The 23099-nt window shown below is 33.1% G+C and carries 15 protein-coding genes; 5 read left to right on the top strand and 10 right to left on the bottom strand.

Annotated elements, in window-relative coordinates; genetic code table 11:
- Nucleotides 1-109: 109 nt before the first annotated feature.
- From folE to lgt, 4 genes are all read left to right on the top strand, one after another.
- Nucleotides 110-781 (top strand): GTP cyclohydrolase I FolE, encoded by a 672-nt coding sequence (gene folE, locus C8C88_RS02495; RefSeq protein ID WP_121336626.1) that lies wholly within the window; start codon nt 110-112, stop codon nt 779-781.
- Nucleotides 782-921: 140 nt separating this feature from the next.
- Nucleotides 922-2400 carry a cysteine--tRNA ligase gene (gene cysS, locus C8C88_RS02500; RefSeq protein ID WP_121336627.1) on the top strand — a complete coding sequence of 493 codons (1479 nt, stop codon included), beginning with the start codon at nt 922-924 and terminating at the stop codon, nt 2398-2400.
- Nucleotides 2401-2470: 70 nt separating this feature from the next.
- On the top strand, nt 2471-2719 hold the full coding sequence (gene yidD, locus C8C88_RS02505) for a membrane protein insertion efficiency factor YidD (protein ID WP_121336628.1): 249 nt from the start codon (nt 2471-2473) through the stop codon (nt 2717-2719).
- 62 nt (nt 2720-2781) lie between these two features.
- Nucleotides 2782-3708, top strand: a complete 927-nt coding sequence (lgt, locus tag C8C88_RS02510; protein ID WP_121336629.1) for a prolipoprotein diacylglyceryl transferase — start codon at nt 2782-2784, stop codon at nt 3706-3708.
- 329 nt (nt 3709-4037) lie between these two features.
- Here the strand turns inward: lgt and secDF are convergent, their stop codons facing one another.
- The 3 genes from secDF to gyrB form a co-directional block, all read right to left on the bottom strand.
- Entirely contained in the window at nt 4038-7010 is a 2973-nt protein-coding gene (gene secDF / locus C8C88_RS02515) for a protein translocase subunit SecDF (protein ID WP_121336630.1), read from the bottom strand.
- Between the two features lie 225 nt (nt 7011-7235).
- Nucleotides 7236-8171 (bottom strand): malate dehydrogenase, encoded by a 936-nt coding sequence (mdh, locus tag C8C88_RS02520; protein ID WP_121336631.1) that lies wholly within the window; start codon nt 8169-8171, stop codon nt 7236-7238.
- 55 nt (nt 8172-8226) lie between these two features.
- Complete coding sequence (gyrB, locus tag C8C88_RS02525) at nt 8227-10170, bottom strand: DNA topoisomerase (ATP-hydrolyzing) subunit B (protein ID WP_121336632.1); 1944 nt, start codon at nt 10168-10170, stop codon at nt 8227-8229.
- Nucleotides 10171-10421: 251 nt separating this feature from the next.
- On the opposite strand from gyrB, the gene C8C88_RS02530 reads away from it, so the two are divergent.
- Nucleotides 10422-11285, top strand: a complete 864-nt coding sequence (locus C8C88_RS02530; protein ID WP_121336633.1) for a LamG domain-containing protein — start codon at nt 10422-10424, stop codon at nt 11283-11285.
- 306 nt (nt 11286-11591) lie between these two features.
- Here C8C88_RS02530 and gatB/aspS read toward each other — a convergent pair whose 3' ends face one another.
- The 7 genes from gatB/aspS to C8C88_RS02565 form a co-directional block, all read right to left on the bottom strand.
- Nucleotides 11592-14921, bottom strand: a complete 3330-nt coding sequence (gene gatB/aspS, locus C8C88_RS02535; RefSeq protein WP_121336634.1) for a bifunctional amidotransferase subunit GatB/aspartate--tRNA ligase AspS — start codon at nt 14919-14921, stop codon at nt 11592-11594.
- Nucleotides 14921-16318: an amidase gene (locus C8C88_RS02540; protein WP_121336635.1), complete on the bottom strand. Its 1398-nt coding sequence runs from the start codon at nt 16316-16318 to the stop codon at nt 14921-14923. The genes gatB/aspS and C8C88_RS02540 overlap by 1 nt, the downstream gene beginning before the upstream one ends.
- A gap of 1 nt (nt 16319) precedes the next feature.
- Entirely contained in the window at nt 16320-16592 is a 273-nt protein-coding gene (locus C8C88_RS02545; RefSeq protein ID WP_199711382.1) for an Asp-tRNA(Asn)/Glu-tRNA(Gln) amidotransferase subunit GatC, read from the bottom strand.
- 228 nt (nt 16593-16820) lie between these two features.
- Nucleotides 16821-17270 (bottom strand): hypothetical protein, encoded by a 450-nt coding sequence (locus C8C88_RS02550; RefSeq protein ID WP_121336637.1) that lies wholly within the window; start codon nt 17268-17270, stop codon nt 16821-16823.
- 31 nt (nt 17271-17301) lie between these two features.
- Nucleotides 17302-19068 (bottom strand): TonB-dependent receptor, encoded by a 1767-nt coding sequence (locus C8C88_RS02555; RefSeq protein ID WP_121336638.1) that lies wholly within the window; start codon nt 19066-19068, stop codon nt 17302-17304.
- Between the two features lie 45 nt (nt 19069-19113).
- The gene (locus C8C88_RS02560) at nt 19114-19977 is read right to left on the bottom strand and encodes a PhzF family phenazine biosynthesis protein (RefSeq protein ID WP_121336639.1); all 864 of its coding nucleotides are present in this window, start codon (nt 19975-19977) and stop codon (nt 19114-19116) included.
- 60 nt (nt 19978-20037) lie between these two features.
- Nucleotides 20038-23052: a tetratricopeptide repeat protein gene (locus C8C88_RS02565; RefSeq protein WP_121336640.1), complete on the bottom strand. Its 3015-nt coding sequence runs from the start codon at nt 23050-23052 to the stop codon at nt 20038-20040.
- Nucleotides 23053-23099 lie beyond the last annotated feature (47 nt).

Below are 23099 nucleotides of genomic sequence, written 5' to 3' on the forward strand. Positions count from 1 at the left end.
TAAGTTCTTAAGTACTATTGATTAAATAGTATAAGCATAGAAATTGTTTCCTTTTTATTAATTATCTTTACCCCTTAAATTTACATACCCAATAAAACAGAAGCTTTTAATGATAAATAACGAAGAATTTCAAGACGAAATAGGAAACAATCATATCGGAACGAGTGCAAAAAATCCAATCCGAGATGATGCATTTGCTATTGCTGATGAAGAAAAAATTGAAAAAATAAAAAAAGATGTTGAAAACATTCTAGTTACACTTGGAATGGATTTGACAGATGATAGTTTGAAAGGCACTCCTAATCGTGTGGCTAAAATGTTTGTAAAAGAGATTTTTGGAGGTTTAAATCCAAATAAAAAGCCAAAAGCTTCTACATTCGAGAACAACTATAAATATGGCGAAATGTTAGTTGAAAAAAACATTATCGTCTACTCTACATGTGAACATCATTTATTACCAATTATAGGAAGAGCACATGTGGCTTATATTTCTAATGGAACTGTAATTGGACTTTCAAAAATGAATCGAATAGTTGAATATTATTCAAAAAGACCTCAAGTTCAAGAGCGTTTAACCATGCAAATTGTACAGGAATTACAAATCGCTTTAGGAACAGAAGATGTGGCTTGCGTTATTGATGCCAAACATCTTTGTGTGAATTCAAGAGGAATCAACGATATTGAAAGTAGCACCGTGACTTCAGAATTTGGTGGAAAATTTAAAGATGTTCAAACAAAAAGAGAGTTTTTGGATTACATTAAATTAGAAACAAAATTCTAGTCCTCTCTCCGACCCTCCCCAAAGGGGAGGGAGCCTAGTCTGGTATTATTGGGGCAAAGGAATCAATTATTAACAACACATTCACCTCTCGGCTCCCTCCCTTTTGGGGAGGGCTGGGGTGGGGAAAACAATAAACTACAATGCCATTATATAAAAGCCAAACCCTAAAAATATACAATTCTCTTTCAGGAGAAAAGGAAACATTTACACCCATTCATGAAGGCAATGTTGGAATGTATGTTTGCGGACCGACGGTGTACAGTAATGTGCATCTAGGAAATGTGCGAACATTCATGTCTTTTGATATGATTTTTAGGTATTTTTTGCATTTGGATTACAAAGTACGTTATGTTAGAAACATCACTGACGTGGGGCATATTGTGGATGATGTTGATGAAGGCGAAGATAAAATTGCTAAAAAAGCACGTTTAGAACAGCTCGAACCGATGGAAGTTGTACAGCGTTATACGGTAGATTTTCATGATATTTTGAATGCTTTTAATTTTTTACCACCAAGCATTGAACCTACTGCAACAGGTCATATCATTGAGCAAATTGAAATTATCAAAAAAATAATTGATAAAGGAATTGGTTATGAAGCCAATGGATCTGTGTATTTTGATGTTGTAAAATTCAACGAGACCAATCATTACGGACGCTTAAGTGGCCGAAATATTGAAGATATGCTTGCCAATACTCGTGATCTTGATGGACAATCTGATAAAAGAAACCCTCAGGATTTTGCACTTTGGAAAAAGGCAGAACCGCAACATATTATGCGTTGGCCTTCGCCTTGGAGCGATGGTTTTCCAGGCTGGCATTTAGAATGTACCGCTATGAGTACTAAATATTTAGGCAATCATTTTGACATTCACGGAGGAGGAATGGATTTGAAATTCCCTCATCACGAATGCGAAATTGCGCAAAATGAGGCGTGTACTGGTCAAACTCCAGTTAATTATTGGATGCATGCCAATATGTTAACTTTGAACGGAAAGAAAATGGCCAAGTCTACTGGAAATAATATTTTGCCAAGAGAAATATTGACTGGTGAAAATACAATTTTGAGTAAAGCTTTTTCGGCTTCGGTAGCACGATTCTTCATGTTACAAGCCCATTACCGTAGTATTCTTGACTTTTCTGACGACGCTATTGTGGCTGCCGAAAAAGGATACAAACGATTAATGGAAGCCCTATCTACATTAAAAGACATTACAGCAGGAACTTCAAGTTCTATAGATATTGTAGGTTGGAAACAACAGTGTTACGACGCCATGAATGATGATTTTAACTCTCCTATATTAATTGCACAATTATTTGAAGGGGTTCGATTCATCAATCTATTAAAGGACGGAAAAGAAACCCTAAACTCTGAAGATTTAAAATCTTTTGCAAAAACAATAAATGCCTTTGTATTTGATGTTTTAGGATTGGAAGATGAAAAAGTATCTGACAGTAGTAATGATAAATTAGAAGGCACTATCAATATGCTTATTGAAATGCGCAAGCAAGCAAGAGATAACAAAAACTTTGCCCTTTCTGACCAAATTAGAGATCAATTAATTGCATTAGGAATACAATTAAAGGACGGAAAAGAAGGAACTACTTTTAGTATTTAGATTAATCTTTGAATAAAAGATGTCAAATTTTGGATTGAAATAAAGAAATTGAAGATTTAAATTACGCATCATGTTATCAAAAATAGTTATCTATCCTTTTGTGCTTTTAGTTCGTTTTTATCAAGTTGCCATTTCCCCCTTTACGCCCGCAGCTTGTAGATTTGAACCTACTTGTTCTTCCTATATGTTAGAAGCTTTACAAACCCACGGCTTGATTTACGGTGGTTTTTTAGGAATGAAACGAATTCTTAGCTGTCACCCTTGGGGGAAAAGCGGATATGATCCAGTTCCAAAAAAAAATTGCAATCATAAACATTAACGTATTATAAGGATATTTTTTACATTAAATTTTTATTTTTACATCACATAAAAAAATAATAAATGACACATGCTTTAAACATCGTTTGGAATCCATCTGAAGGAATAGATTTAGGTTTTTTTGTAATTAGATATTACAGCCTAATGTTTGTAATTGCTTTTGGATTGGGTTGGTACATTATGAAAAATATTTTCGAAAGAGAAAATGAATCAATAGATAAATTAGATTCCTTATTCATCTGGACTGTACTAGCCACATTGATAGGCGCTAGATTAGGACATGTGTTTTTTTACGATTGGGAATACTATCGAAATCATTTGATGGAAATTATTTTACCCTTCCGATTCAATCCAAATTTTGAATTTACCGGATATCAAGGTTTAGCAAGTCACGGAGCTGCAATCTCAATTATAATTGCTATGTATTTTTATAGCAAAAATGTTTTAAAAAGACCCCAATTATGGATTTTAGATCGAGTAGTTATTCCTGTTGCGAGCGGTGCCATTTTTGTTAGATTAGGAAACTTTTTTAACTCAGAAATTATTGGTCATGAAACCACATCTCCTTTTGGAATTAGATTTGTAAGAGATCAGTTCAGCCCTAGAGATGCTGTGAATGCAACACAAATACCAAATTCAAAAGAGGCTTATCACGCTATAGCAACGGACCCTAAATTTGCTTCTTTATTAGAACAAGTTCCCGCAAAACATCCTACACAATTGTACGAAGCTTTCTGCTATATTTTTGTTTTCGCTATATTGTATTTTTTATATTGGAAGACAGAAAAAAGAAAAAGTCAAGGATTTTTATTTGGTATGTTTTTGATTCTTTTATTTAGTGTTCGTATGGTTGTAGAATCTGTGAAAGAAAGTCAAGGTGGATTCGAAAGTGCATTAGGATTACTATCAACAGGACAATGGTTAAGTATTCCTTTTATTCTTGTGGGATTCTATTTTGTCTTTACTGCTGAAAAACCTGTTGAAGAATAAAATAAATAAAAGTCCGTCCAAAACTATATAGATTTTAAAAATATATAACAGTAGCAAAAAACATTTTTGCTACTGTTTTTTTTGCTTTATAATGAGTTGTAAAAATTTAATTATGAAATATATCCCACTTAAAACCTTGCCCTATGAAGACTTTCACGGTACTAATCATAGTTAATTTCTTCTCTAAATACAACTCAAGTATTTGTGTTTATTCTGATTTCTAATCTACATGCCAGCAATATAAATAACAGGTATTTATGCTTAGATAAATAGTAAAAAAAAAAGGATTCAACTTTAGTTGAATCCTTTTAAATATATTAAAGTTATTTCTAGCTTTCTTGATGTTGTTTTACAACCAAGTCTTTATCAGCTTTTGAAATTGTATCTACCAATACTGGAGTTGCAATGAACAATGAAGAATATGTTCCAACAACAATACCTACTAACATAGCAAATATAAATCCTCTAATTGATTCTCCACCAAAAATAAACATAGTCAACAATACTAATATCATCATTAATGAAGTATTCAACGTTCTTGATAAAGTAGTATTAATAGAAGCATTTACAATCTCTTCAAAAGTACCTTTACGTTTACCCATGATAAACTCTCTAATTCTATCAAATACAATAACGGTATCATTCATAGAATATCCAATTACTGTTAAAATAGCAGCGATAAAATGCTGATCCATTTCCATGTGGAAAGGCATGAATTTATAACATAAAGAGTAAATTCCTAATACAAATATTACGTCATGTGCAACAGCTGCAATTGCACCTAATGAATATTGCCATTTACGGAAAGAGATCATTAAGTATAAGAAAATAACAGCCATAGCACCAAGAACAGCCCAATATGAATTTGTTTTAATATCCTCAGAAATAGAAGCACCAACTTTAGAAGCTTGTAATACACCTATTTTTTTACCATCATAAGAATTGATAAATTTATCATAAGTCATACTAGAATAATGTTTTTGTAAAGCAGCGAATAATTTCTCATTTACTTCTTTATCAACATTAACACCTTCTTCTTTTATCTTGTATTTTGTTGTGATTTTCAATTGATTATCATCACCAAAAACTTTAGCTTCAACAGTAGTACCAAATGCAGCAGATAATTCTTCTGAAATTTTTGTTGCATCAACTGGCTTGTCAAACTTCACTTGAAAAGTTCTACCTCCAACAAAATCTACACCTTCATCTAATCCATTTACAAAGAAAATAGAGATTAAACTTACTAGAACAACTATAGAAGAGAAAACATAAGTCACTTTCTTCATTCCAATAAAATCAAAATGGAAGTTAGTAAACCAGTTTTTAGTAGTTGAAGTAGAGAATGTTAAATTACTGTTTGAAGCAATATTTTTATCAATAAAGATTCTAGCTATAAATATAGAAGTAAACAATGAGGTTACAATACCAATTAATAACGTTAAAGCAAATCCTTTAATTAACCCTGTTCCAAAAGTAAACAAAATTGCACCTGTAAGTATGTGAGTTACATTCGCATCAATGATAGAACGCATTGCACCATGCCATCCATAAGATGCTGCTACAGCTTCTGCCAATGTTTTACCTTCACGTAATTCCTCTTTTGCTCTTTCGTAAATAATGATATTCGCATCAACAGCAGTTCCTAATGTCAGTACGATACCTGCAATACCTGGTAATGTTAATACAAAACCAAAACTTGCCATAATACCAAATAAGAAAAGTAAATTTAACAACAAAGCAAGATTTGCATACCAACCTGCTCTACCATAATAGAACACCATCCAGAGACAAACTAATAAAAATCCAACAATTGAAGAAGTTGTCCCTGCATCAATTGCAGCTTGACCTAAGGATGGACCTACCACTTCTGATTGGATAATATCCGCAGAAGCTGGCAATTTACCTGCTTTCAATACGTTAGCTAAATCTTTAGTTTCTGTTACATCAAAAACACCAGAGATTTCAGATCTACCACCTGAAATTGGACCACTAGAAACTCCTGGAGCAGAATAAACAACATCATCCAAAACAATAGCAATATTGCTTTTTTGAGTGTATGCTCTTCCTGTTAACTCTTCCCAAGCTTTAGCACCTTGTCCGTTCATTTGCATAGAAACAGCTGGTTTTCCTAATTGATCAAATGTATCACTTGCATCAGTAACAACACCACCGCTCATTGCAGCTACATTATCACGGTTTCCTTTTAATGCATATAATTCTACTGCTTCAACATCTTTAGCTTTAGCATCTTTTACAGTTGTTGGTTTTCCCCAAACAAATTTTGCGTAACGTTGATCTGCAGCTAATAAAATTCTAATATCAGCTCTTTTAAAATAACTGTTTACAACTGCAGTATCTTTTGGAGCGAAAAGTCCTAAAACTGGACCACCACCTTGACCAATGATTTTATCTAATAAAGGATTATTCCCTTTTTTAGTTTCAGCTGAATCTTTACCGTCTGTCAATAAAGCACTCAAAGAGTCTTTTGCAACTGTTTTTGTAGCAACTTTATTAATTTCAGTTTTTTTCAATGCCTCATTTGCAGCCATTAAAAAATTACCTATTTCGTCAATTTTGTATGTTTCCCAAAATTCTAATTGCGCAGTACTTTGCAATAATTTTTTAATTCTGTCCACATCTTTAGCACCAGGAAGTTCAACAAGAATTCTTCCTGACTCTCCTAATTTTTGGATATTAGGTTGTGTTACACCAAATTTATCGATACGTTTTCTTAGTACTCCAAAAGCACTTTCAACAGACTCGTTAACTTTTCTTTTGATTACTTTTTGAACTTGAGCATCTGTCATTTGGAAATCAATTCCACCTTCACCTTGTAAACTTCTGTTTGCAAAAATATCAGGAGATGCTAATTTTACACTACCTTTTGAATTTGCTTCAAACGCTTCGAAAAACTTATCGATATACGTTTTATTCCCCTCCATGTTTGCAGTTGCATCAGCCAAAGATTTATTAAAAACTGGATTTTTTGAATTATTAGATAATCCTTTTAAGATGTCTTTAACCGAAACTTGAAGTATAACATTAATACCTCCTTCTAAGTCAAGACCTTTATTGATTTGCTTGTCTTTTACTTCATTAAAAGTAAAATCAGTAAATCCAAGATTAAATACTTTTTCTTTACCAATAGAATCTAAATATTTTACTTCTTTCTCAGGATTGCCACCAGCAAAAGATTTTGCATCACTTGCTACCTTATTAGAAACAAAAGTGAAAGAAAGTTGGTAAATACTTACCAATGCAAATAGAATTGCGAAAAATTTAATAAGTCCTTTATTCTGCATTATTACTAAAAATTAATTATTTTATTCATTTATTTTTTGCTTTAAACCCTATGAAATATGGCGTAACGTTATTTTTTATTTCAAAAAAAGAACACAAATCTCTATCCCATTTTTTTTAAATCGAGCAAATATATAATTAAGGAAAAGATTAACCAATTTATTTATTGATTAATCTCAAAAAAAAGACTGCAAAAATGCAGTCTTCCTTATATATGGCATAAAAAATTATGCTAAAACCGATTTTAAGTCTGCATTCATGTTTCTAACAGCATCTGCACTTTTAGCAAATAATGCTTTTTCAGCATCATTCAACTCAATGTCAAGAATTTGTTCTACTCCATTTTTACCAATAATACATGGCACACCTATACAGATATCACTTTGTCCATATTCTCCTTCTAAGAACACCGAGCAAGCAATCATTTTCTTTTGATCATTCAAAATACTATCAACTAAATACGCTACAGAAGCTCCAGGAGCATACCATGCAGACGTACCTAAAAGTCCCGTTAAAGTAGCTCCTCCAACCATAGTTGAAGCGGCAACTTTAGCTAATTCGTCTTCTGAAAGAAATTTAGAAACCGGAATACCATTATAAGAAGCTAATCTAGTTAACGGAATCATGGTAGTATCGCCATGTCCTCCAATAACCATAGCTGAAACATCATTTGATGGTTTATCTAAAGCTTTTGATAAATAATATCTAAAACGAGAACTATCTAAAGCTCCTCCCATACCAATAATTCTATTTTTAGGCAATCCTGTAGATTTCAATGCTAAATAAGTCATTGTATCCATCGGATTTGACACTACAACTACAATTGTATTTGGAGAATGTACCAATACATTTTCAGCAACAGTTTTTACAATTCCAGCATTGATACCAATTAATTCTTCACGAGTCATTCCTGGTTTTCTTGGAATTCCTGATGTAATTACCACTACATCGCTATTAGCCGTTTTAGAATAATCATTTGTAACACCAGATACTTGCGTGTTAAAACCAGTATTTGTAGCACATTGCATAATATCCATAGCTTTACCTTCGGCAAAACCTTCTCTAATATCCAATAATACTACTTCACTTGCAATTCCTCTATAAGAAATTACATCTGCACAGGTTGCTCCCACATTTCCTGCTCCTACGATGGTAACTTTCATGATATTTATATATTTATTAATTCCTTTAGTATAGAATTATGATTAAGCCACTAATTTACGCATCAATATTGGCATAAACTGCATTTTTCTCAATAAATTCTCTTCTAGGAGGCACTTCATCTCCCATTAACATCGAAAATACTCTATCTGCTTCAGCTAAACTATCAATAGTTACTTGACGCAATGTTCTGAAACTTGGATCCATTGTAGTTTCCCACAATTGTTCTGCGTTCATCTCTCCAAGACCTTTATATCGTTGAATCGCTGCACTACCACCCATTCTTTCATTAGCGATGTCACGTTGATCTTCCGTCCAAGCATATTCTTTCTTATTTCCTTTTTTAACTAAGTATAATGGAGGAGCCGCAATGTAAACATGGCCTTGCTCGATTAATTCTTTCATAAATCGGAAAAAGAATGTCAAAATAAGTGTTGCGATATGACTACCATCGACATCGGCATCACACATAATAATTACTTTATGGTAACGTAATTTTTCAATATTCAATGCTTTACTATCTTCAGCGGTACCAATTGTAACTCCAAGTGCCGTAAAAATATTTCGTATCTCTTCGTTTTCAAAAACCTTGTGATGCATCGCTTTTTCTACGTTCAAAATCTTACCACGTAATGGCAAAATAGCTTGAAATGCACGATCACGACCTTGTTTTGCAGTTCCTCCTGCAGAGTCTCCCTCGACAAGATATACTTCACATTTTTCAGGATCTTGTTCGGAACAATCTGAAAGTTTCCCTGGCAATCCACCGCCACCCATTACGGTTTTACGCTGTACCATTTCACGTGCTTTTTTAGCAGCATGACGTGCTTGAGCAGCTAGAATAACTTTTTGAACAATAATTCGGGCATCGTTTGGATTTTCTTCCAAATAATTCTCAATCATTTCGCTCACCGCTTGACTAACTGGCGAAACGACTTCTCTATTTCCTAATTTAGTTTTTGTTTGACCTTCGAATTGAGGTTCAGCAACTTTTACAGAAATAATTGCTGTTAATCCTTCACGGAAATCATCTCCTGAAATATCAAATTTCAGTTTATCTAACATTCCAGAAGTATCCGCATATTTCTTCAAAGATCTTGTAAGACCTGTTCTGAAACCTTGCAAGTGCGTCCCTCCTTCGTGTGTATTGATATTATTTACATAAGAAAAAATATTCTCTGTATAACTCGTATTATAAATCAGCGCCACCTCAACAGGAATTTCACCTTTTTCATGATCCATAGAAATTACATGCGTAATAATTGGCTCACGGTTTCCGTCTAAATAACGAATGTATTCTTTCAAACCTTCTGTAGAATGGAAAATTTCTGAAACAAAATTTCCGTCTTTATCTAGTTCTCTTTTATCTGTAAAAGTAATTGTGATTCCTTTATTCAAAAAAGACAATTCACGCATACGTGCAGAAAGCGTATCATAGGAATACTCTGTAGTCTGAGTAAAAATTGTTGGATCTGGATAGAAAGTAACAATTGTTCCTCTCTTAGTTGTTTCACCAATTTGCTTAACTGGATACAACGCTTTTCCTCTTTCATATTCTTGTTCATACACTTTACCGTCACTACTGTGAACTGTAGCTGTCAAATGAGACGACAAAGCGTTCACACAAGAAACCCCAACTCCGTGAAGACCTCCAGAAACTTTATAGGAATCCTTATCAAATTTACCTCCAGCACCAATTTTAGTCATTACAACCTCAAGCGCAGAAACTCCTTCTTTTTTATGGATACCAACAGGAATACCACGACCATTATCTTCAACGGTAATAGATCCATCTTCATTTATAGCAACACCAATAGTATCACAATGACCTCCCATGGCCTCATCGATAGAGTTATCTACCACTTCATAAACCAAGTGATGTAATCCTCGTACACCTACATCTCCTATATACATTGAGGGACGCATTCTTACATGCTCCATTCCTTCTAATGCCTGAATACTATCTGCTGAATAATTGTTCTTATTGATTTCTTCGCTCATATTTTTTAATCTAAAAAATGTATTTTTTGTCTAACACGCAAATATATAAAAACGCAAAGTATTTACAGTTTAAAATACTGTTTTAAGTAGTTAAGTTATTAACAAAAAATGTCAATTTCAATAGTAAAAAAACAATTTCAACGATAATAAAAAACAGACTTAAAAACATCAATGACAAATATTTCTTTTTTATTTACATTATTTTTCTTACAATTTAATTAACTTAGTTCTTTAATTTTAAAAGAAAAAAAATGAAAAATACAGCAACACTACTCTTCCTTATAATCTTTGGATGTTCTTTTGGACAATATAAAAATTTAAAAATTGATAGATCACTACTACTCCAACTTCCGATGAATGGAAACATAAAAGACAGTAGTCCTTTAGCACTAAAAACCACTTGTCATAATTTAGAAACCGTTCCTGATAAAAACAATAACGAAAACGGTGCTTTTTCATTTGAAAACAGTGGTTACATCCAAATTGAAAACATTGAAGCTTTTAGAAACTTACAAACATTTAGCTTTTGCAGTTGGGTGTACTTAACCACGTATTCTGGGCATGGAAATATCTTTTCTAAAGCCTCTCCAGGTAGAGATTTTAATTTGCAAATTGACGAAAACGGGCAGGTAAATTTTCATTTTTATGATGAAAATTATTATCACTGGTATTCCAAAGCCAAACTAGATTTAAAAAAATGGTATCATATAGTATTGGTTTTTGATAAAAATGAAGTTAATCTATTCATAAATGGCAAGAAAGCTCAAACTAACACCTATTTTCCAGATACTTATGACAATAAAATTCCTTTTTACAAAAAAATAAAATGGGAAGGGCAAGAATTATTCATTGGCAATATTGGCACTTATGCTGGTGAATGTTTTCCTGGCTATCTCGACGATGCAAGAATTTATGAAAAGGCGATTACTCCAATAGAAATAACAGATATAATGAAATTGAAAAATTTAGAAAATAACAAAAAATATGTTTCGGATTTTGAAAGTTACGAAACCCAATATAAGCAATCAACGGAAGAGAGGATAGGAACCAAAGAGAATTGGACTGAACCAATGATGGAAATGCCAAGAAATGAAACAATAAAATCTTCAAAATAAAATCAAATTGATTTCTATAACAAAAACATAAGTAACTGCTAAAATTTAATGTCGTATTAGTGAAGTTACTAAATTTATTTGCCACAGATTTCACAGATTAGCACAGATTAATTCGTCACCTAGCTTAAAAATCTTTTTAATCCTTCAAATCTGTGGCAAAAACTCTTATTAATAATTGTTGTCGTATTTTAATATTGCGCAATATATTTTTCTAATTACTTAGTATCGTTTTACTAGCTTATATTCATAAAAAAACGCTCTCAAAATAGAGAGCGTTTTTTTACAAGTTTTAGATTATGAAGTCAATTATTTCATAATTCGAACATTCATTTCTTCTACCTTTTTATCCGATAAAAGCGATGGCGCTCCAAATAATAAATCTTCACTACTTCCTGTTTTCGGAAAAGCCATAACTTCTCTAATGGATGCTTTTTTCTCTAAAATCATCATCAAACGGTCTATTCCCCAAGCAATTCCTCCGTGTGGTGGTGCGCCGTATTGAAAAGCTTTATGCATTGTTCCAACACTTTTCATCATTTCTTCTTTATTGTAACCCATATTTCTATAAGTTGCTTCCAGAATTTCAGATTTGTGCGCACGAACTGAACCTCCACCAATTTCGTAACCGTTTAAGATGATGTCGTATTGCTGCGCGATAATAGTTCCAATTTCTTCATCATCTCCTTTCATATGCTTTTCTAAATCATAAATCGCAGGCATCGAGAACGGATTGTGTGTAAAAGTCCATCTACCTTCGTCTGTTCTTTCAAACATTGGAAAATCAACAACCCAAGCCGGACATAATTCTTTCGGATTAATCAAGTGTAGCATTCTACCCAACTCCTGACGAACAGCATCTAAAGCTTTATTAGCAGTAGCATAATCTGCTGCCGAAAAGAACACAATATCGCCTACTTGTGCGCCAGTTGCTTTTATAATTCCTGCCGCAATTTCTTCACCTAAAAACTTAATAATCGGCGACTGCAACTCTTCTTCATTTACAATAATATAAGCCAATCCACCTAAACCGTGCTGTTGCGCAATAGCGGTAAGGTTTTCAATTTGACCTTTAGACATACGTTTGTTTCCTTGTTCCTTAGCCGAAACCTTGATACATTTCACAATTCCGCCATCTTCAATTGGTTTGCTAAATACTTGGAAAGTCGTATCTTTTACAATATTAGTAATATCCTGCATTTTCAATCCGTAACGCAAATCAGGTCGATCACAACCGTAGAAATCCATTGCATCCTTATAGGTAATAACTTCAAACGGACGTAAAATCCACTTGTTACCGTATATTTTCTTCACTACTTCATTAAACATTTTTGTGTTTAAATCTATAATTTGCTGCATACTTGCGTAGGCCATTTCTAAATCCAATTGCGTAAATTCTGGTTGACGATCTCCACGAGAATCTTCATCTCTAAAACAACGTGCAATTTGGAAATACTTTTCATAACCACTTACCATCAACATCTGTTTGAATTGTTGAGGCGCTTGTGGCAAGGTATAAAACAAACCAGAACCTTTACGTGTTGGAACAATAAATTCGCGCGCTCCTTCATCCGTACCTGCACTTAAAATTGGCGTTTCAATTTCCAAAAATTCTTCTTCATCCAAAATGTCACGCAATAATTTAATTACTTTATGACGGTTTACGATGGCTCTTCTAACCTCTTCATTTCTATGATCCAAAAACTTGTATTGGAAACGAATTGCTTCGTTCGTTTTGGCCGCTCTTTTAATCTCAAAAGGCAATGTTTTCGATAAGTTTAAAATCTCTAAAGCTGAAGTTTCCAACTCAATTTTACCTGTACGCAAACCGGCATTATAATCATCTTCATTACGTCCAACAACAATCCCCGTTACCGAAATCACTGATTCTGGTTTCAATTTCACCAACTCATCAATATTAGGAAACGATTCTCTACTAATTCGTACTTGAAAAATCTCAAAACTTGAATCACGCAAATCAATAAACATCAATTCACCGTGATCTCGAACACTCGCAATCCAACCGGATAACATCACTTCTTGACTGATGCTTTCTTCAGATAACTGTGAAATTTTATGCGTTCTATACGTATCTTTTATAATAATCGGAATTTCAGGAAGTGATTCTTCTTGACTTTCTTTATTTTCAACAATCGTTTCTATCGAAAATTTTTCCGACGCTTCTTTCTTTTCCAAAATAGCATCAGCACCTAATTTGTCTAAAATAATTTGACGAATTACTTTACCATTAGCGCCTTTCCCAATAACCCCTAAAACTTTACCAACTAAAATACCAGCTTTTCCTTGGTCACCCGCTTTGATATCATTGGCAACAGCCTCATTTTCTGAAATTACAGTCGAAATCACTTCTTGGATTGTATCTTCAGAAATAGTGTTGTCTTCAAAATACTTGTTGTAGTCAAAAGTTCGGTCTTTTAAATACCCCGTAATCGCATTTTGGACTAAAACTGCCGTGATTTTTTCAGCCTTGAATAATTTAAAAATATCCGTTAAATGGGCAATACTATGGATTTCTGCATAGTCTTCAGCCTTAATATTGTTTGCCAAAGTTTTAGCAACAAACGAAGGGTCTTTGATTTCATTATTTATTTCTACAAATGTTTGCGAACGCAATTTATCTGCAGTGAAAAACTTAGCATCTTGAGGCAAAACACCACCGTTAATCAAAATAGATTCCACAGCATAAGGCAATGCACTTGTATCCACTTTTATCGCTTCAATCTCCGCTTTAATATTTACAAAAGGTAAATCTGGTTCCGAAATAAAACGATAATCCGCTTCAAATTCTTTTTTTCGCATTACTTTGGTTTGCTTCAAATCAGCATCCCATAATACAGTTGTTTGATCAGGTCTAAATTCTTTGTGCTCAATAAAATAATTGAATTGTTTTTCAACCTCTTCTTTCAAAGCTTCCACCATAAACTTAAACGAGTTCAAGTTTTTGATCTCCGTTCTTGGGTTTAATTCGTAACTATGTTTTTTGCGCAAAGACACCGAAACATCCGATTTGAATTCTCCTTTTTCCAAATTCGCTTCAGAGATTCCTAAGTTTTGAACAATACGTTGAATGTATTGCGCGTAGGTAGATGCGTCTTCAATATTACGGATACAAGGCTCCGTAACAATTTCTATCAACGGAACACCCGCTTTATTAAAATCGACTAAGGAAATTTTCTTTTCGTGAACCAATTTCGCAGCATCTTCTTCAATATGAACCTGAGTTAAATTTACAGTAAATTGAGTACCGTCATTTCTATAACAAGAAACGTGTCCGTCAGGAATGATAGGATTATGAAATTGCGTTATTTGAATATTTTTTGGATTATCCGGATATTCGTAATGCTTTCTATCCCAAGAGATAATTTCATTACTGAATGACGAATCCACCGCTTTTCCAAAATAAATCGCTTTTGTAATTGCTTCTTTGTTTAAGGCAGGCAAAACGCCCATTTGTCCCGTACAAACCGAACATATGTTTTGGTTAGGTGTTTCTATTTCTTGATTTGGACAAGAACAAAACAACTTGGTTTTGGTATTCAATCGAACGTGAGTTTCTAGTCCAATTACCAATTCTAAATCGTGGGCTTTTAAAGCCGCAGTTAATTGCTCCAATTCCATTATATTGTATCTTTTAAGAAGTTTGCGAACTTCAACACTAATTCATCATTATTTTTTGCTGCCGTAATTTGCAGTCCAGTGCTTGTTCCTTGTGGTACGGTCAACGTTGGCAATTGCCCCAAACTAAAACCAACTGTATACGCATCGGACAAATACATCGCCAATGGATCTTTTAAACTGTCTCCAATTTTAGGCGGAGTACTTGGTGTAACTGGCGATAAAATAATATCAACTTCTTGAAAATCTTTACTAAAATTCTCCGAAATTTGATCTCTTAAAGCCAATCCTTTCAAATATATTTCATCTGAAAAACCTTGAGACAACACTTGATTTCCACCAACAATTCTACGTTTTGTTTCTTCCGAAAAATTCTCAGAACGGGTAACAGCATAGGTTTCAATTAAATTTTCTGCTTCAATTCGGTTTCCATAATTAGTACCGTCCAAACGAGACAAATTAGAAGCCGTTTCAGCCATTGCTAATGTATAGTAAGTTGAAACTAAAATTTCCGATTTGAAAAAATCCAATTCTTTTACCACAATTCCATTGGCTTTCAACTTTTCGATAGTTGCCAAAAAATCAGCTTTTATCTGTGCATCGATAGCGTCACTTTCGATAAAGTTTTTAAAATAACCAACTGTTTTCACAGTAGAAGTTGCAATCGAATCTTCACTAATTTCTGATGATGAGATTGAAGTTTGATCTTTTGGATCTTTTCCGCTCATTATATTCAACACAATTCGAATATCTTCAATTGATTTCGCCAATGGACCAACACAATCCGTAGAAGACGCATAAGCCATAAGACCAAATCGAGAAATTCTTCCGTAAGTAGGTTTAAAACCATAAATATGATTGTAACCTGCAGGCTGACGTATAGAACCGCCGGTATCGCCTCCAATAGAAAACGCAGTATACTCTTTTGCCACGTTAACCGCAGATCCGCCGCTTGAACCTCCAGCAACTAATTCTGGATTGATAGCGTTTTTTACAGCTCCAAAAATGGTATTCTCACTAGATGAACCATGTCCAAAACTATCGCAGTTTTCTTTTACCAACGGAATAGCACCCGCATCCAATAATTTTTGAATGGCAGTTGCCGTGTAAGGTGATTTGTAATTTTTCAACAAATCAGAACTTGCAGTCGTGTAAGTTCCTTGCACCATATACACATCTTTAATTCCAAAAGGAATTCCTTCTAACAAACCTATTGTTTCTCCGTTTGCAATTTTAGCATCCACTTTTGCAGCTAAATCTAGTGCCAAAGTATCCAACAAAGAATTTACTGAATTGTAAGTATTTTGTTTAAGTACCTCTAATTTTTCTTGTACCAAAGCGGTGCAAGTTATTTGTTTTGACACCAATTGTTGGTGTATTTTTTTTATCTGAGAATCCATTTTATCCTTCTATAACTTTAGCAACGACTAAAAAACCATTTTTTTTGTTCGGGAAATTTTCTAAAATAAGTTGTTTCTCCATAGCCGAACTTTCTATCACAACATCTTCTCTTAAATCATTTACTGACACACAATTATGATTGACATTATTTGCAGCATTATTATTATTTGATGGGATTGCATTTTTAATTACATCAAATAATTTGTTCACGCTCTCAGAGGGTTGTGCTCCTTTAATACTCGACAAAATGTCGACTGTCATTATTTTACTCATAATTTTAATTCGTTTTAAAGTCAAACTTTTAAGGTGGCGAATTTACAAAAGTTTTATTTGGGAATATCATTTTTTTAATGATTTAGATGGTTTTCAACCAAAGAAGATACTAATTTAACATTATGTTTAATTTTGTTATAATATGTAGCCTTGTTGTGAAATAGTAGTCAAGTTAAGAGGAAGAGAAAACAGATAAAATGAATGCAAGTATCGCAGATTTTAATGGATTTACTGAATAGTCTCAATCACATATTTCGTTCCATTAATTTCAAAAGTAAACCCCACTTCATTTCCCATTAATTTATTTCCCAAAGGAGATTGTGGAGATAAAGCAATAACATTGATTCCTTCGACACTGATTTTTGGAAGTGCCACACTCAAGTATAAATAAATTCCATTGGCTTTGACCAAACTACCAACAATAATAGTCTCTGCTATGGTATTAGAATCTATTTTGTCTAAAATGGCTTTTTGCTGAAGCACTTCTCTAAGTTTTGCATTTAGTTTTTCCTGCTCAATATGCATCATAGACAAAGCGGTTTCGTGTTTATCACCAGCTGAACCTTTGGCATCATTCTTAGAATCTTCCGTTAAAGCCTCAATCATGTCTCTAAAAACATCGATTCGATCTTGAACTAATTGCAAGTAATAACTATGTGTTTTTTGTTTAAAAGTCATGTTGTTATATAAACCAAAAGTTTACAAATAATTAAAAATCAAATTTATAATTCGCACCTATAACTATTTGAAATCCCTGAACCGGATAATTCAAAGATCTTTCATAGGCTTGATTTGTTATATTATTTGCTCTTAAATAAGTTGTTAGTTGGTCACTATATTTGAATCCAACATGCGCATTAACATCAAAATAAGATTTTAAAGTAACAGGAACGTAATTTGGAGCGATTATATTAATAATATCCATGTTTATTTTTTGATCTTTTCGTTCTCCCACATAAAAAACATCTGTTCCTACAAACCATTTTGGACTTATCGTATAATTAAGAGTTGAACTCAATTTAATTTTAGGCAAATTCCATGCTTCACTTTGCACCTTATTGGTATAATTATTAAAAGTTCCGTTAATTCCAAAAGTCACATTTTCGGACACATCTGCTTTTAATTCTCCAAAAAAACTAAGCGTTTTCATATCATCATAAACTACTTGTAAAGAGTTCCCAAAAGCATAATCTTCGTTAGCACTATTTACCGTATAATCATTGCTTTTAAACAAAGCTTTATTTCTTTCATTGATATAAGACGCTCTCATATTGTAACTCACATTATCCGCTAACTTTCCTTTTAAACCTGCAAAAACATCATATTGTTTATCTGTAGGAGTGATGTATAAAGTTGGTGAAACAAACGGATTTTCAGCAACAAAATCTAAGTAGGTATTTTGCTTTAAATCTCCTTCGGCACCTGCATAAAAAATCATCAAATCGCTAACTACTTTATAGGAAGCATTAATTTGCGGATAAATCAAAAACTTACTGTCATTATTTTTCGAATCCATACTATAAAATACACCAGCTCCAATGTTCAAAGTCCAATCATTTTCTGTGATTACAAAGCTTGGTACGATTCCAAAATTAGAAAACCCATATTTTATAGGTTCCGTATTGGTATTCAAATAATTTTTTTTGAAACTTCCTCCTAAATAATCTACAACTGCTTTCACTAGTACCTTTTGGTCCATTACATCCAATTGAAAAGAGGGTTTTACATAAAACCTGTTTTCTGAAGAACCATATGCATCTGAAAAATGATTGAATTTTATACTTGCGTCGTTGAAAAGACTCTCGTCAAAACCAATTTTACCTCCAACAGAAATCGTATTATACGATTGCTGCGGCTTAATTCCAGCCATGAAAACAGCTCTATCCTCCGCTGAAAATCCACTTGCAAAATTAGTAGGTAAGCCATACCAATTATAAATTTGGTTTTGATAACCTAAATCAAAACTCCACGACATATCCTTATCATTTGAGCCATAAGCCACATCAATCGAAGTGTCAAAAAACGCATTTTCTAATTCAACATCTTTAATTCCGCCTTGTGAAGATAAATGACGAAACTTCCCTGCAACATATTCAGTACTATTTAAATCCTCGGTAACAAATAATTCTGCATTCAAAGTTCCATAATTTCCTCCTCCAAATGTAGCATAATTCTTAAACAAATGCCCTTGTTCTTCTTTATCAACACCTTCTGCATTGCCTTTTGATGGCGTAAAAGTTGAGGCTACTGGAAATGGAAAAATCGAGTATTTTATCATTTCTTTCTTTGAGGTTTCTTCATCATCAAGTGATGGCGTTTCTTTTACTTTAAATGCGTCCGAAATAGTCGGCGTATAAGGCTTTACCACATTCACTACTTCGGTTCCTATATTTTCTTGTTTTTTTTGAGCCAAAGAAAATTGGAAAACGATTAATAATACTGAAATAGCTATTCTATTTTGGAAATTGATTTTCATATTTTTTTATTCTTATTATTTAATTACGAATGCTAAACCTCTTCTTTATATTTCCCATTCGCCTTTTGCAACGAATTGCGTTTCTCCTCCAATTTTTATATCAAAATGGTTTTCAACTAATTTACCTTCAAAATAAAGCTGTGAAGGTCTCCCTATAAAATCCCCCTGATGATTTACCATTTGGATTTCACTTGAATAATATTTTAATAGAAAAGCCTGTAAACAGGTACTTGCACTTCCAGTTGCAGCATCTTCCTTAAGTTGATTATTCTCAATATACAACATTCTGCTATGCAGTTTTCCTTCTTCCAAACAATAAAAGTAAATAGCTCTAAATTTTGTTTTACAATGACTAGACAACCATTCATTCATTTTAACATGATCCAGAATTAAGTGTTCAAGTGCTTTTATATTTTGAAGAGGAACAATTACAAAGGCACTTCCCGTACTCACTTCTTGAATAGGAAATTGACTGTCAAAATCTGAAACACTCAAATTAGTAAAAGATAGAAAATCTTCTGCTGAAAAAACATCGAAAAACTGAGGTTGAGCTGCTTGTAACCAAACTAAATCTCCCGATTGATTAATTGGAATTTGCCCAATTGGAACTGTCAGAAGAATATTTTGTGGCTGATCTTGAAATATTTTATTCATCAAAACCCAAGAAGTACCTATAATAGGATGCCCAGCAAACTGCATTTCATATTCGGGTGTGAAAATTCTAATATCTGCTTCTTTAGTTTCTGTATTGTATCTAGTTATAAAGGTGCTTTCTGCAAAGTTGATTTCAGTTGCTATTTTCTGCATTTGTTCAGTACTTAAGACCTCTGCATCTAAGAAAACAGCCAGTTGATTGCCCTCATATTTTTTCTCGGCAAAAACATCAACTATGTAAAAAGGTATATTCATTCTGCTTATTTTTTGTTTTCAATTATGTGAAAATTTCTCTGTCTGCGTTATTAATTTCAACTAATTATCTATTGAAGAATTTGTTTTAGACTCTTCTGCTTTAATAGCATCTAATTCTTTTTGAGCTTCAGCAACTACTTCTGGAAAATCTTTGAAATTTTGTATAACATTATCTAATATATAGGTAGCTTGGTAACTGTCTTTCAATCCATAAAAGTTTTTTGCCATAAGAATTAAACCTTTGGCTCCAAAATATTTATATCCCGAATAATCCTTTGCTAATTTTTGCACCGTAACATTCGATTCCTCAAATTTTGAATCTTTATTTTTGAAATATGCATCATAATATAATGTTTCAGCTGCTAATTCACCTTTGGCTATCCCAAGTAATTTTGCGTAAGCAGTTCTAGCTTTACTTTCGTCACCCGTTTGTATTGCTGCTCTTGCTACAATAATTTGAGCATCACTTTTAACCGTATTATCTACTTTAGGATTTGCTAGAACCTTGTCAGCATAAATTACTGAATTCGAATAATCCTTTTTCTCATAGTAACATTTCATCAAATTAGACTGAGCAAATGTTTTGTTTTGTGGCAAATCAGCTTCATTCTCTAAACGAGATAATACTGGAATAGCTTTGTCAAATTCATTTGCTTTCAAGAAAATCTGAGCCAATCTAGATAGTGATTGTTCTGTAAATTCAGAACGCGGCTCGGCAATTACATATTCGTAATTAGGAATTGATTTGTCTTCTGATCCTTCTGAAAAATACAATTGTGCCAAATAAAAATTAGCTTGTAATGCGTGAATTCCTTTTGGAAAAGCTGCGATATATCCTCTAAAACCAACTATTGCTTGTTTAGAATTGCTTTGTTGAAATTGTTTTTCAGCTGCTTCATAAGTATCATTATCCAATTCTGCATCCGTAACTGCAACAAAATCTAATGTTCTAACCCAAGATGCATATTCATCAACTTTCCCATTATCAACATAGATTAATCTAGCAGTTGCAACGGCTTCTAGAGCTTCTTCGGTTTTAGGGAAATCAGCAGCAACTTTCTTGAATTTTTGCAAAGCCAATTCATCTCTATCTGAATTATAATAAATCAAGCCTTGTCTTAAAATTGCTTTGGATGTAAAAGAACCATTTTTAAACTCTGCATTCAATCGGTCATACGTTTTTGTAGCAAGATCTGATTTACCTGAAGCAACATAGGTATTTCCTAGTTCGTAAAGTGCGTCATCACGGTATTCTGATTTTGGATATACTTGCAAAAACGAGTTAAGTTCTTCCGTTTTTTTATCATTTTTAGAAATAAAACCATAACAAATCGCTTTTTGGTAATAGGCATAATCTGAATCAACGCTCTTCAATTCAATTACTTTGCTATAAGCGTCCATAGCAGGCCAATATTTTGATGTTACGAAACGACAATCCGCCAATCGCAAATAGGCATCATTCAATCGAACTTTTTCCGAACTCCCTTTTTCAATCTGTGCTTGAAAATAATTGCCCGCTTGATTGTAATCTTTCAGTTTAAAATAGGCGTATGCAATATTGTAATTACTGTTTTTATATTCAGGAGTTGAAGCTGCATTTCCTAGAGCCATAAACTGTTTGTAGCTTGATAAAGCGCTTTTGAAATCATCCAAAACATATTCGGCTTCTGCCTTCCAGAAAGTTGCTCTTGCCGTAATACCATTATCTTGTTGTTCTGCAATTGACTTGGCAAACATCTTTAAAGCTTCTTGATAATCATTATCCGTATACAACTCTAATCCGGTATAAAATAACACTTTTTGATACGCTAACTTATTCTCTGGCTTTCTGTTTTTCTCTAATAAAAGTAAAGCTTCTTTATAGTTTTTTGATGAAATATAAGAATCAATCAGAAGCCTTTCTAATTCAGAATTGTTTGGGTTATTAGGATATTTTTCAATAAAATTCATTAAAACAACAGGGACACTTTGATACGAATTCCCTATTTCATAACTCAATTTAGCATAATTCAAACTCGCTTCTTCTTCTAAAGAAGCATCAAAACTCATTTCAGATGCATTTTTGAACGCATTCAAAGCTTCTTGTTTTTTATTTAATTTCAAATAGCTTTGACCTAAATGATAATACCCATTTTGCGCTACAAAATCTTTCCCTCCAATGATTTTATTGAATTGCGAAATTGCATTTTCATAATCATTTTGCTGATAATAAGCATATCCCAATTGGTAAAAATCGGTATTATTCCATTTTCTGTTTTTACCATTATAGGCCACTAGATAAGGAATTGCTTCGTTATATGCTTTTAAATTAAAATAGCTTTCGCCAATGATTTTATTCAATTCAGATATTTCAGCAGGAGTTGATTTAGCCATCGCTTTTTTACCTAAATCAATTGCCTTTTGGAAATTTCCAAGCTTAAAATTCATATCCGCTTGATAATACGAAAGTTTCTCTTTGTATTTTTCTTCACCAGAAACAGCATCAAAATACTTGGTTGCTGCTTTGTAATCATCTCCTTCATAAGCCATAAAACCGAGGTAATATTTAGCTTGAGAACCATATTCCTCTGAATCGATTACTTTATTAAAGTAGGTTGTAGCTTCTTTTTTATTTTTAGAATTAAAAAAACTATAGCCTTTTTGGAAATTAAACGTATCGCGATCGCTTCTACTCAAATTACTTTCGTCAACTTTATCAAACCATTCTAAAGACTGAGGATAGCTGCCTTGATTAAAATAATAATGGGCAATTGCAATGTAGGCTTGATTTTGTTTTACACTCGTAGGATAATCCGAAACAAACCGTTCCATCAATTCATTACCATTTGATTGGTTCATAAAAATGGCGCAACTAGCGGCATAATAAGCACAATCTGATTTTAAATCTTCGGTTGTTGCAGTCGCTTTTACATCGTCAAAAATAGTTTTGGCAGACGCATATTGTGCGGCATTGTATAAAGAAAGAGCACTCTCAAAGTCTTTTAAATCATGGGTATAAATGGTTGATTTTTGCGCCGATACAGGAGCAATTACAATAAAAAAAAGGAAAAATAAAAACCCTGAAAATTTATGCATTGTGATTTTTGTTTAATATTCAAATGTATCATATTATAAGGTCTATA

Source organism: Flavobacterium sp. 123, from assembly GCF_003634825.1.
GTDB lineage: Bacteria > Bacteroidota > Bacteroidia > Flavobacteriales > Flavobacteriaceae > Flavobacterium.